The following is a 13,433-nucleotide window of genomic DNA, read 5'->3' as shown; positions in this document are numbered from 1 at the left end:
TGTTTATTTGTTCAATATTGGATACATGTAGCAAGTTAGAACAATTAGTAGTAATTAGACAAGTGGAGGTGATTTAGCATGAAATATTTCTTTATGGTCATAGATTATATCATACCGGTTCTAATGATTGTTTCATATCCATGGTGGAAAAAAATTGCTAATGGTGATATTAATCGTTATTCGGGAATGAGGACTTCTTTATCAATGAAAAATGAAGAAAATTGGAAGAAAGCAAATTTGTTATGTGGGAAATATTGTTTTAGAGTAGGGATAGTTTTATTTATTTTTGTCGCTATAATGAGATATATTAAAATAGTTTCAATGGAATGGAATTCTTTAATTGTTACATCTATTAGTATTATCAGTATGATTGCGTTAACCTTATTCGTAAATAAAAAGATTAAAGAAGTGTAGTTTTGTATTCAATGTGATATTATTGATTTTTGAAGATAATTAATAGGATTTTATATTAAATTATTATATGGAAGGTGATTGTTAAATAGTGAGAAATAGAATTAAAGAATATAGAAAACCATTAGGGCTATCACAACATCGTTTGGCTAAAAAGGTAGGAGTTTCGAGAGTGAGCATAAATAAAATAGAAACTGGTAAAGTTGTTCCGAGCTTGAAACTAGCCAATGATATATCAGAAGTACTGGGGGAGTGTATTTATAAAATATTTGATTTGGATGGGAACGAGACTTATTGCCATAAAGGTTGCGAATGATATTCTGTGATGAATATATTTTTGAAGAAGCAGTTTCATTAATATTGCTTCTTTTTTTATTAAGGTTCAGTATAGGGTTTGGGAGTAAAAGATCTTCAGCCTTTTAATTTGTAAAAAAAGCACAGACAAAACTTATGCTTTGTCTGCACTCTGGAGATTGGGAAATAAAATCCCAATCTTTTTTTGTACCCTTGGTCTCACATCAATTGTATCATAACAATTAAATCGCTTTACTACCTAATTTTAAATTGACATTGAAGTAAAAATGTTGTAAAATAATTATGAATACAAGTTTTTAAAATTTTGTTTTTCTGTACTAGCAATTATTGATATTGTTAATTTTGTTTATACAGAGGTTTTAAAAATTGTGATAATAAAAAGAGGTGAATAAAGTGAGTGTGAACACTTTTAAAGGTGGAAAGCATATCCACGACTTTAAAGAGTTGACTAATTCGAAACCTGTCAATTTTGGTTTTGTTCCTAAGATAGTAACAATACCTCTATTACAACACTCAGGAGCACCCGCTACTTGTTTGGTTAGCAAAAATGATTTGGTAAAAGTTGGACAAAAAATTGGAGAAGCATCAGCTTTTATTTCTGCAAATGTACATTCAAGCGTTAGTGGGAAAGTTAAGTCTATTGATGAGATTATGACTGCAACAGGTGTTATGTGTCAAGGAGTAACTATCGAAAATGACGGTTTGGACGAATTGGGATATGAAGAAAAGAATTTAACTATTGACGAAGTAAGCGCGACAGACATAATAGACGCCATAAAAGAAGCCGGCATTGTCGGACTTGGGGGCGCAGGATTTCCTACTCATGTAAAGTTGACAGCTAGAGAAGGACAAATTACAGATTACATAATAATAAACTGCGCTGAATGTGAGCCATATTTAACAAGTGATCAACTTATGATGGAATTATATCCTGAAAAAGTTGTTATGGGACTTTTACTTGCAATGAAGGCAATGGGGGCAAAAAAAGGTATTTTAGGTATCGAAGACAATAAGCCACTTGCTATTGACAAGTTAAAAGAAGCGTCAAAGTCTTATCCTGAGGTAACTGTAAGTGTTGTAAAGACTAAATATCCTCAAGGAGATCAAAAAAGACTTATTCAAGCTACAACTGGAATAGTTGTACCTTCAGGAGCTTCTACTTCTGCGGTTGGTATAAGAGTAATAAATGCTAATACTGCAATTGCAATTAAAGATGCTGTTTTGCATGGGAAACCTCTATATGAAAAATTGGTTACTATGACAGGACATGCACTAAAAGAACCACAAAATGTTATGGTTAGAGTAGGATCAAAAGTTTCTGATATTGTAGAATTTATTGGAGGATATGAAAGTGAACCTGGAAAAATTATTTCAGGTGGACCGATGATGGGTGAAACACAATATACTCCTAATGTTACTACAGGTAAAGCTATGGGTGGACTACTTTTTATGACTCAGGAAGAAAGCGCTCCTAAAGCTGTAAGTCCTTGCATAAGATGTGGTAGATGTGTTGATATATGTCCTGTGTACTTACAGCCTTTATATTTACAGCTTTATACTTTGAAACATAGAGTTGAAGATGCGGAAAAATTACATTTAATGGATTGTATTGAATGCGGTTCCTGCTCATATATTTGTCCATCAAACAGACCTTTAGTTGAAACTATTAGACTTGGAAAAGCCGAAGTTAGAAAACAAGGTAAAGGAAAGAGAGCATAAGGAGGGTACTATGGACGAAAAAGATTTAAAAGTTGAAGCCCCTTCTGAATTGGAAAAGGGAACAGATATAGATACAAGAGAAACTGAAATCGTGTCTGAAAAAGTTGAAGAAGTAAAACAGGTTGCAACTGAAAATGTTGAAGAAACTTCTACTTCAGAAGAAACAAAAACTGAAAGACCAGTTAGAGAAAGACGTGAAAGAACTCCTAGAGAGCCTAGAGAAAGAGTGGAACGTCCTGCAAGAGAAAGAAGCTCAAGGGTTGCCTCTGATGAGGTATCAACAAGTTCTGAAACAACAGAAAATTCAGAATCAGGAGAAGAGGCAAAAAGCGAAAGACCAGTTAGAGAAAGACGCGAAAGAACTCCTAGAGAACCTAGAGAGAGATCTGAAAGACCTACAAGAGAAAGAAGAGAGAGGTCAGCAGAAAGTGGTGAAGCTTCAGAAGAAAAACCTGCAAGAGAAAGAAGAGAAAGACCTGCAAGAGGTGGACGTAATGAAGAACCTCAAATCAAATTATTTGTAGGATCATCTCCTCATTTGAGAAGTGAAGCAACAGTAAGTACTGTTATGAGAGATGTTGTTATAGCTTTAATACCAACATTACTTGCTGGAATTTATTTCTTTGGGCTTAGAGCCTTATTGGTTACATTAGTGTCAGTAGTTTTTGCTGTAGGTTCTGAATATCTTTACGAAAAATTAACACATAAATCAATTACTATAAAAGATTATTCAGCAGTAATTACTGGAATGCTTTTAGCTTTCAATGTTCCGGTTACTATTCCTTACTGGATGGTTGCACTTGGAAGTATATTTGCCATTATAATCGTTAAGCAATTATACGGGGGACTTGGAATGAACTTTATGAACCCTGCACTTGCTGCAAGAGCTGCATTAATGGCATCATTCCCAACGGCGATGGCAAATTACGTTGCACCTAACTCAGGGATTTCAAATTTAATAAATTCCTCAACTTATTCTTCACTAGATGCTACAACTTTTGCGACACCTTTATCAAAGGGAACTCAAGTAAATTTTCTTGAAGCATTCATAGGTGTTAGAGGAGGTTGTATTGGTGAAGTTTCAACTATATGCTTATTGATTGGAGCTGGATATTTATTGTATAGAGGAGTTATTCAACTTAGAATTCCATTAGTATTTATATCTACAACAGCAGTTGTTTTAGCTCTTACAGGAACTCCTGTAGCAAATTTACCAGTTCAACTTTTAATGGGTGGACTAATATTAGGGGCATTCTTTATGGCTACTGATTATGTATCAGCTCCCGTTAATAGAAAGGCTCAAGTATTTTTCGCTATGGGTTGTGGTATAATTACCGCACTTATAAGAAACTTTGGTAATTTACCTGAAGGTGTAAGTTATTCTATCCTATTTATGAATATTTTAACACCACTTTTAGAAAAATATTGTGTCCCTAAAGTTTTTGGAGAAGGGAGAGTTAAAAAGTAATGAAAGAAACTATTAAATTGACAGTCAGATTGTTTTTAATTACTGCAATTGCAGGTTTCGTTCTTGCATTTGCAAATAGTTTTACTTCTCCGGTGATTAAAGCAAGAGAAAAGGCTCAATATGAGGCAGCTTTAAAAGAAGTTTTTGCCGATGCAGATAAGTTTGAAACTTTAGAAGAAGCAAAACTTAATACAATAAAAACAAAGATAAAAAACATAGAAAAGATAGAAGTTGCGAAGAAATCAGATAAAACAGTTGGATATGTTTTTAAAACATTGGGGAAAAATGGTTATGGTGGAGATATTTCAATGCTTATGGCTGTAAATATTGAAAATAAAACTATAGTTGGTTTCAAAGTTTTAAAACATAGTGAAACACCTGGACTTGGAAGTAGAGTAACAACTGACGAATATGCTAAAAGTGTTGTTGGAAATAAAGTTACTGAGCATTTAGTTAAAAATTTAAATCCAGATGCAGATAATGATATTCAAGCAATAACAGGAACAACAATAAGTGTTAATGCCGTTCTAAATGGGTTAAATGCTGCAATAGACGCATTACAAGAACTTGAAAAGTAGGAGGGATGATATGAAATTAAAAAAGATTTTCTTTGATGGTATATTTTCAAATAACCCTGTACTTGTTCAACTTGTTGGGATGTGTTCAGTATTAGCCGTAACAACAAGCGTTGTAAATGCAATAGGGATGGGTTCATCAGTAATATTTGTAGTAACTTGTTCAAATATTGTAATTTCAATCCTTAGAAAGTTTATTCCGGATAAAGTTAGAATACCTGCGTATGTTGTAATTATAGCGACATTCGTAACATTAGTACAAATGTTCTTATCAGCATACATACCTGCACTATATGATAGTTTGGGACTTTTTATACCACTAATAGTAGTAAACTGTTTAATCTTAGCAAGAGCAGAATCTTTTGCATCAAAGAATTCGGTTTTTTCATCAATGATAGACGGAATAGGACAAGGAGTTGGTTTTACTTGTGCATTGATTGTACTGGCAAGTGTTCGTGAAATTTTAGGTAATGGGACTTGGTTAGGATTTCCAATTCTTGGGAAAAATTATGTAAGTATAGGTGTTATCACACAAGCTCCAGGAGCCTTTATTATTCTTGGACTTTTAGTAGCAGGATTTAATATGATAAGTAGAAAAGTTAATGCTAAAAAAGAAGGAGGTAACTAATGGGTACAATATTAAAAATTTTAGTTGCATCAATTTTAGTAAATAACTATGTTTTAGGACAATTCTTGGGAATTTGTCCATTGATTGGTGTATCAAATAAAGTTGAAACTGCATTTGGTATGGGTATGGCAGTTACATTCGTAATTACAATTTCAAGTGCTGTAACTTGGGTAATTCAAAAAACATTATTGGATACTTTAGGACTTGAATATTTACAAACAATTGTGTTTATACTTGTAATAGCGACTTTAGTACAATTTGTTGAAATGGTACTCAAAAAGATGAGTCCAAATCTTTATAATGCATTGGGAGTTTTCCTTCCACTTATAACTACAAACTGTGTAGTTTTAGGAGTTGCAATTACAAATATACAAAAAGAATATAATTTGTTAGAAACAATATTTAATGGTATGGGGGCATCACTTGGATTTTTATTAGCCATTGTGTGCTTGGCTTCTATAAGAGAAAAGTTGGAATTGACAGAAGTTCCTAAAAATCTTGAAGGAGTTCCTCTTACATTAATTACCATTGGACTTATGTCTTTGGCATTTTATGGATTTGCGGGATTAGTATAGAGGTGAGATTATGAATGATATAATGATACCGGTTTTGTTACTTGGTGTTTTAGGTATTTTATTTGCATTGATACTCGGATTTGCATCAAAAGTATTTTTTGTAAAAGTTGATGAAAAAGTTATACAAGTTAGAAACGAATTACCAGGCGCAAACTGTGGTGCTTGTGGCTTTCCGGGTTGTGATGGTCTTGCGAAGGCTATTGCTGAAGGATCAGCAGGAATAAATGCTTGTCCTGTTGGTGGAGCTGACTTAGTTGCAAGGCTTGCAAAACTTTTAGGAACTGAAGCTGGCGATGTTCAAAGAATGGTAGCTTGTGTAATGTGTCAAGGTGACAAGGATTTCGCGAAAGAAAAATACATATATACTGGCATTAGAGATTGTAGAGTAAACAACTCAATGCAAGGAGGAAGTAAGACTTGTGCTTATGGATGTTTGGGCTGTGGTACTTGTCAAGATGTTTGTGGATTCAATGCAATAGATATGATAAATGGACTTGCAGTTGTAAATAAAGAAAATTGTACAGCATGTAACAAATGTATAGAAATTTGTCCAAAGAACTTAATTGATTTAGTTCCTTATGAACAAACAGTTATGGTAAAATGTAAGAGCTTTGCAGCTGGAAATGTTGTTAAAAATGCTTGTAAAGTTGGATGTATCGGTTGTAAAATGTGTGCAAGAGTATATCCTGAAGCATTTGTAATTGAAAACAATTTGGCTGTTGTAAATTATAAACAAGGTTTAGAGGAAGATTTACTTTTACAAGCTGCAGATAAATGTCCTACAAATGCAATTCATCCAGGATTAATAAAGAAAATGGCTGAAAAAGTAAATGAAGTAGCATAAACTTAATTAGAGAAGAAATTTAATGATTTCTTCTCTTTTTGTATTATTTTTATATTAATGATATAATAATATAAGATATAGAAATGCTGTTTAATGAGTGTACATATTAAATTTACATAATAGATAATATTATATTATATTAATGATATAATAAATGTATGTTAGTTTCAAAACTTAATTTAACTAATATGTTTACATAGTAAGTTGAAAAGGATTTTTAGTTTATGATAGATAGGGGGATATTGAAGTGGAATATAAAATTCATTTTGAAGATATAACCAATGTTCAAAGAGAACTCTCCAATTCCATAGCAATTTGGAATAATTCAATAAATAATCTTTTAAAAGCAATTAAAAATTTTTCTGATGACTCTTCTCTTAAGGGAGAGACAATGGATAGCATTAAAGTATATCTATGTGAAGTTCACGGAACTTTGTTAGTTTCGATGCAAAATTTAATTCAGGATTATGCTTATTCTTACTTGTTATATAAAGATGGATACTATAATATAGATAGTGATTCTAAAGCAAAGCTCTCTGAACAAACTTTTGTAAACTTAAGGAATGAATTGTCCTATTCTAGAAGTAATTTTGCAAATCAGATAGATTTACTAGTAGCAACAAAAAATAAAGTTTCTGACTTAATAAGTTACAGTGGAAATAGTCATGATACTATGATTTCTAACTATAATTTTTTAATTAGTGGGTTAGACACTCTTAATAGCAGAATAGTTTCATATGAGAAATTGCATCAATCGCAAGATTTAAAACTTTTCAAGGAGTTATTGGTATCTACAAGAAATTTCATGGGAAACTATAGCAATAAAGCTCGTGATATAAGCACCTACCAATCAGGAGACTTAGCTAAAATAGACTTTGCAAAAGAATTAGCTGTTGCTTTAGATAATTCTAATAGATATCTTTCCAATAGGAAAAATATAATAGAAGAGGCAGACAAAAGAGATAAAGTTAGATGGGAACAAATTTTCGCAAAAGAGAGAAGAAATAAAGGGATAAAAAACTTAATTGTTGGAGGACTTATACTTTTAGTTGGAACAGCAGCAATAGTAGCAACGGGAGGATCAGCAATACCATTAGTAGCTTTTGCTGGGAAAATATGTGGAACAGGAACAGTAGCATATTCAGTATCTAATATGACAGAAGCTGGTCAAGATGTAATTTATGGCTCTTTAGGAGATAACAAAACAGGTGCTATTAATCCTATAAGAGATACTGTATTTTTAGGAAATGATAAATTGTACCATGGATTAGGACAGATTTTTACAACAGGTTCATCAATACTTATACCAATAGGAAAAACAAATAGTATTGTTAAAGGAAGTATTCAATTTTTAGCAGGAAGTGCAGGAGCATGGGTTGGAGGAAAGGTTGGCTATTATGGACTGAAACAACTTGGATTTTCAGAAGAAAATGCAAGAATTGGACAGTTTATAGCTTCCATGCTAGGAGCATATGCAGGTTCAAAAATTGCTAGTGATTTTACTTTGAATAGGACTTTTAAATTAGACGACTCATTTTCAAAAATTGATGTAAAAATAAAGAAAATTATAGTTAGTGACGAAACTTGGAATGAATTGCCTACATCAAGAGGAATAATTATTGATCGCATGGAGGGTAATAACAATTTAGGACATAATTTTCCTGTTATTGATAGACTAGAAAATAGGGTAATAACAAGTATAAAAAGTAGAGATTTATCGGCAGAATCTTATTTAACTGGAAAAAGATTGGAATATACCATTAAAAGTGATATTAATAAGTTAATTGATTTTGAAAGAGGTAGTAAGAATAATATAGATGTTACTCCTGAAGATTATTCATTTAAATGCTTAGAAGTAGTAGTTCCAAATGTAACGCTTAACGAAAGCCAAATAAATTGTATTAACAATGCTATTGAATATGGGAAACTAAACAATATAATAGTAAAAATAATAGTTGGGGGAAATTAAAAATGATATCAAAAGCAAGCACATCAGTATATGTAAGTGATAATATATTAATAGTTCACAGTCTTAGGGATGAAAGAGGATTATGGGTAAGGCAATATCAAGATAAAATTTATTCATATTCAATGACTAATACAGAATTTGGAAATGAGATATTAACTAAATTAGAGTATTCAGAAAATTCAAAACATAAAAATTCTAAAAAAGATTTTTGGACAGTAACAGGAATAAAATCTTATAATACATTTTGTAAAAAATATAAATTCATACAGATTTTAAAATATGATGATAGGATTAAGGTTGAACTTTGGGTTAGTATTGGGAAAGGATATATTGGAAGTAAGAATCCTAATAATATTGTAGAGTTATTGTTACCAGTCAATCCGGAAGTTTTGGGAGAAACTGTACGTAATTTAGCATTAAATTCTAAGGATATAGATTTTGAATGTGGTGGATTTGAAACTGCAGATGATTCAAAAGTTAGTTATAAACTTCTGCCGGATGAATACATTGATATAGAAGATGGACATACAGATGCTTATCAAATATATATTCATGAAGAATATGAAAATAACTATATAGGATTTATGATAGATACTGCATATGAAAGTTTTTCAAGTGAAGATATAAAGAAAACATGGACAAGATGGCATGGGGATTTAAAATCTTTTAAGTATAAAGAGATTGACGACAAAGAATACTATGTAGAAATTTCTGGAAAAAATAAAAAGATAGAAAAACATTCATACTTATATAAAGATGGAGAAGAAGTACTAGAGCTTACATTTGAAATTGATTTAGTAAATACTCCACTAGAATTACAAGAAAAAATAAAGAAAGATTTTAAAAAATTTGTTAAGTCAGTTAAAGTAGTTTAATTATTTACTATTAATATTTTTTTGCATTTACAAAATTAGTTTGTGGTTAAATCTTTTGGAAAGAACAAGAGTAAAAGTGTATATTTTAAAATAATGAATTTAATTAGACGAGAAATGAGTTATAGTTTTTTTATAAAAAAACTTGACTTGAAAACATTTCCATATTATAATATCTTTAAGGTATTAATTTATCTATTTTACAATATGTTAGGGGGAATTAGATATGAAATCATATTCGACAGAAAAGATTAGAAATCTTGCATTAGTTGGACATAGTGCCAGTGGTAAGACTTCAGTTTGTGAGGCTTTACTTTATAAAACGGGCAATTTGAAAAGACTTGGTAAGATTGAGGACGGAAACACCGTAACTGACTTTGATAAAGAAGAAATTTCAAGAGGAGTTTCTATTTCAACTGCAATTGCACCAGTTGAATGGAGAGACTTTAAGATAAATTTAATTGACACTCCGGGATATTTTGATTTTAGTGGGGAAGTTTATAGCTCTCTTAGAGCATCAGAAGCTGCTTTAGTTATTTTGGATGCACAAAATGGTATAGAAGTAGGGGCTGAAAAGGTCTTGAAATATACTGAAAGTATTGAGTTGCCAAGAATCATTTTTGTAAATAAAATGGATAAGGAAAATGTAAACTTCGCAAAAGTGGTTAGTGATTTACATATAACTTTTGGTAAAAAAGTTATTCCATTTACACTTGCATTAGGTGAAGGTGAAAATTTTAAAGGTATTATTGATGTTTTAAATAAAAAAGCTTATGAATATGATGGATTTGAAAGAAAAGAAGTTGAAATTCCTGAAATAAGAATTGAAGAAGTAAATCATGTTTATGATACAATAGTGGAAGTTGTTGCAGAAACCGATGATGAACTTATGGAAAAGTTTTTTGATGGAGAAGAATTTAGCCATGAAGAATTTATGAAGGGCGTTACAAGCGCATTGTTGAACGGTTCAGCTGTTCCTTTGATTTGTGGTTCAGCGACAACAGGTGCTGGAATTGATATGTTACTTGATGTTATAACAGATTATATGCCTGCTCCAAACGACGAAAGAGCAAAAAGAGGCTTTAGAAATGAAGATGATAACGTTAGAAAGATTTGTGTAGATGAACCTTTCTCAGCGGTTATTTTCAAAACTATTGTTGACCCATTCGTTGGAAGAATTTCTATTTTTAAAGTTATGAGTGGAAAAATCACTAAAGATACTGAAATTTTCAATTCAACTAAAGATGAATTGGATAAGGCTGCTGGTCTTTTCTTCCTAAGAGGAAAAACTCAAATAGAAACATCAGAAATTGTTGCAGGAGATATTGGAGCTGTTTCAAAACTTAATTTAACTGAAACAGGAGATACTATTTGTGATAAGCAAAATAAAACTCTTTATAAGAAGATTAAATATCCAAAACCAAATCTTTATTTTGCAATAGAACCTAAATCTAAAAATGATGAAGATAAGATATCACAAGCTCTTCATAAATTACATGAAGAAGATCCAAGCTTTGTATCTGAAAGAAATATAGAAACTAAACAGCATTTAATAGGTGGACAAGGAAATGTTCAACTTCAAATAGTTTTAGATAAACTTAAAAATGTTTATGGTGTAGAAACAAATATTATTCCTTTGAGAATTGCTTATAGAGAAACTATTAAAGGAAAATCGGATGTTCAAGGAAAACATAAAAAACAATCAGGTGGTGCAGGTCAATACGGAGATGTATTTGTGAGATTTGAACCTTCAACAGAAGAATTTGAATTCACTGAAGAAGTTTTTGGAGGAGCTGTTCCTAGAAATTACTTCCCTGCTGTTGAAAAAGGTATTAGAGATAGTCTTGAAAAAGGAATTTTAGCAGGATATCCTGTTGTAAATGTTAAGGCAACTCTTTATGATGGTTCATATCACCCTGTTGACTCAAATGAAATGGCATTTAAAATTGCTGCTTCTCTAGCATTTAAAAAAGGTATGGAACAAGCACATCCTGTTTTACTTGAGCCTATAATGAAAGTGGAAGTTAGAATTCCAGAAAGTTATATGGGAGATGTAATGGGCGACTTAAATAAGAGAAGAGGAAAAGTTTTAGGTATGGAAATGCTTGAAGATGGAACTCAACTTGTTATTGGAGAAGCACCACATTCAGAACTTTTTGAATATGCTATAGATTTAAGATCAATGACTCAAGCAAGAGGAGACTTTACAATGGAATTTGATAGGTATGAAGAAGTTCCTGCAAATATTGCGGAAAAGATTATTGAAGAATCAAAAGCAGAAAAATAGATAAGTAGATAATTATATAAATCCACCCTTCTACTATATAACACATTACGTAAGGGTGGATTTTTTTACATATGAAGAACTAAAGGAGAGAGTATATGCGTAATGAAAGATTACCTGCAGAGGAGAGAAAATGGCAGATAAGATATGCAGCTAAAAATGTTTTTCTTCGTAAGGGATTTCATAACACAACTATGGAGGATGTTATTTCAGAGAGTGGAATGAGCAAGGGTGGAGTTTATAGATATTATAAAAGCATTTCTGACATGCTCTTTGATTTAATGGAAGATGGTTGTGAATATAGATATAATATAGTAGATAATTTTTTGACAAGTAATAAAAATTTGAATAAATATGATGCTGTTGCAGAAATGATGACGGATAAAATTTTAGATGATAATGAACTATCTAAAGTTTATGTTATGTTTCTTCAAGAGAAGCAATACGATGAAAATTTAGAAAAATTATTCTTGAAATTGAAAGAAGAAACTTTCATTGAGTTAAAAAAAATTTATGAAAAGTTTGGTTTTTCCTTTAATTATTATGAATATGACTTTTTAACAGATTTTATGAACAGTTTAGTTTTGGGAAGAGAAATACTAAGTGCTAAAAATTCGTTTTTAAAGAATAGATTACTTCTTAAAAAATTTATTCGAGAATATTTAGAGAATTCAGAGGAGTAGATTAAGATGTTTTCAAAGTTTTGCTTTGAGATTTTTTGTTGACATAAAAAAATTTATGGTTTATAATTTGTTTTATTGATTTGAAATTTTAGATAAGTGAGAGATTTATGAGAGATATTGAAGTTAATGTAAATGATTCGGGACAAAGAATTGACAGATTTTTAAAAAAATATTTGAATAATGCAAGTACTTCTATGATTCAAAAATTTTTAAGAACAAAAAAGATAAAAGTTAATAGAAAAAAGGTTGATTCAAGCTATATTTTAGCTGAAAATGATGTAATCAATATTTTTATTTACGAGGAAGAATTAGAAAAGTTGATTGTTTCAAAGTTAAAGAAATATTCATATTCAAAAAAGCTAGATATTGTTTATGAAGATGAAAATATTATAGTTATGAACAAGCCTAAAAATTTATTATCTCATGCATCTTCTAAGGAAGATTATGGGAATAATCTGGTTGATTTTATGATTGGATATTTGCTTGAAAATGGAGAGTATAATCCTAGAGCTGAAAAAACTTTTGTTCCCGCAATAATTAACAGATTGGATAGAAATACTTCAGGTCTTGTTATAGGTGCTAAAAATTCAATGGCACTTAGAGAGTTAAATAGGATAAAAGAAAAGTCAATTGAAAAGTATTATAAAACTATTGTGATTGGAAAAGTTAAGAAAAATTTTGTAATTAATGAAAGACTTGAAAAAAACGAAGAAAAAAATAAATCAACTATTTCTAAAAATGGGAAAGACTCAATAACAGAAGTTTATGTAGAAAAAAATAATGATGATTTTAGTCTGCTTAAAATAAAACTTATTACCGGAAGAACACATCAGATTAGAAGTCATTTAAGTAGTAAGGGATTCTTTATTATAGGTGATATTAAATATGGGAAATCAGAGATAAATAAGTTTTTTAGAGATAATTTTGATTTAAGAAGCCAATTTTTACATGCGGAAACAATAATTTTTAAAGATATTGTTGGAGATTTGAGTTATCTTAATAATAAAGAATTTTTTGCTCCAATGGATGATATTTATAAAAATATAATTCGAAAAATATTTTGATAGAAAGTTATATAACTTTTGTGATG

The 13,433-nt window shown here is 30.7% G+C and carries 13 protein-coding genes; all 13 read left to right on the top strand.

Translation table 11 applies throughout. The features are described 5' to 3' along the window. Positions 1–78 precede the first annotated feature (78 nt). Positions 79–414 (top strand): SdpI family protein, encoded by a 336-nt coding sequence (locus VJI95_RS04300; RefSeq protein ID WP_323999295.1) that lies wholly within the window; start codon positions 79–81, stop codon positions 412–414. 88 nt (positions 415–502) lie between these two features. After that, positions 503–727 carry a helix-turn-helix transcriptional regulator gene (locus VJI95_RS04295; protein ID WP_323999296.1) on the top strand — a complete coding sequence of 75 codons (225 nt, stop codon included), beginning with the start codon at positions 503–505 and terminating at the stop codon, positions 725–727. A 392-nt stretch (positions 728–1,119) separates the two neighbouring features. Then, on the top strand, positions 1,120–2,445 hold the full coding sequence (gene rsxC, locus VJI95_RS04290) for an electron transport complex subunit RsxC (protein WP_442953985.1): 1,326 nt from the start codon (positions 1,120–1,122) through the stop codon (positions 2,443–2,445). Positions 2,446–2,455: 10 nt separating this feature from the next. Further along, positions 2,456–3,913, top strand: a complete 1,458-nt coding sequence (locus tag VJI95_RS04285; protein WP_324010382.1) for an RnfABCDGE type electron transport complex subunit D — start codon at positions 2,456–2,458, stop codon at positions 3,911–3,913. Then, complete coding sequence (locus VJI95_RS04280) at positions 3,913–4,491, top strand: RnfABCDGE type electron transport complex subunit G (RefSeq protein WP_323999301.1); 579 nt, start codon at positions 3,913–3,915, stop codon at positions 4,489–4,491. Before VJI95_RS04285 ends, VJI95_RS04280 begins: the two co-directional genes overlap by 1 nt. A gap of 10 nt (positions 4,492–4,501) precedes the next feature. Then, positions 4,502–5,116 carry an electron transport complex subunit E gene (locus tag VJI95_RS04275; RefSeq protein ID WP_324010381.1) on the top strand — a complete coding sequence of 205 codons (615 nt, stop codon included), beginning with the start codon at positions 4,502–4,504 and terminating at the stop codon, positions 5,114–5,116. After that, the gene (gene rsxA, locus VJI95_RS04270; protein WP_324010380.1) at positions 5,116–5,691 is read left to right on the top strand and encodes an electron transport complex subunit RsxA; all 576 of its coding nucleotides are present in this window, start codon (positions 5,116–5,118) and stop codon (positions 5,689–5,691) included. The genes VJI95_RS04275 and rsxA overlap by 1 nt, the downstream gene beginning before the upstream one ends. A 10-nt stretch (positions 5,692–5,701) precedes the next feature. After that, on the top strand, positions 5,702–6,535 hold the full coding sequence (locus tag VJI95_RS04265; RefSeq protein WP_324010379.1) for an RnfABCDGE type electron transport complex subunit B: 834 nt from the start codon (positions 5,702–5,704) through the stop codon (positions 6,533–6,535). 247 nt (positions 6,536–6,782) lie between these two features. Then, positions 6,783–8,504, top strand: coding sequence for a T7SS effector LXG polymorphic toxin (locus VJI95_RS04260; protein ID WP_324010378.1), 1,722 nt, complete (start codon positions 6,783–6,785; stop codon positions 8,502–8,504). A gap of 2 nt (positions 8,505–8,506) precedes the next feature. Beyond that, positions 8,507–9,379, top strand: a complete 873-nt coding sequence (locus VJI95_RS04255) for a hypothetical protein (RefSeq protein WP_324010377.1) — start codon at positions 8,507–8,509, stop codon at positions 9,377–9,379. 223 nt (positions 9,380–9,602) lie between these two features. Then, complete coding sequence (fusA, locus tag VJI95_RS04250; protein ID WP_324010376.1) at positions 9,603–11,663, top strand: elongation factor G; 2,061 nt, start codon at positions 9,603–9,605, stop codon at positions 11,661–11,663. 95 nt (positions 11,664–11,758) lie between these two features. Then, a complete protein-coding gene (locus VJI95_RS04245; protein WP_324010375.1) occupies positions 11,759–12,343 on the top strand; it encodes a TetR/AcrR family transcriptional regulator in 585 nt (194 codons plus the stop codon). Between the two features lie 107 nt (positions 12,344–12,450). After that, positions 12,451–13,407: an RluA family pseudouridine synthase gene (locus VJI95_RS04240; protein ID WP_324010374.1), complete on the top strand. Its 957-nt coding sequence runs from the start codon at positions 12,451–12,453 to the stop codon at positions 13,405–13,407. Positions 13,408–13,433: the final 26 nt, after the last annotated feature.

The sequence above is a fragment of the Parvimonas sp. C2 genome (assembly GCF_035282405.1).
GTDB lineage: Bacteria > Bacillota > Clostridia > Tissierellales > Peptoniphilaceae > Parvimonas.
The sequence above is the reverse complement of the archived record's forward strand: the minus strand, read 5'-3'. Positions and strand labels throughout refer to the sequence as shown.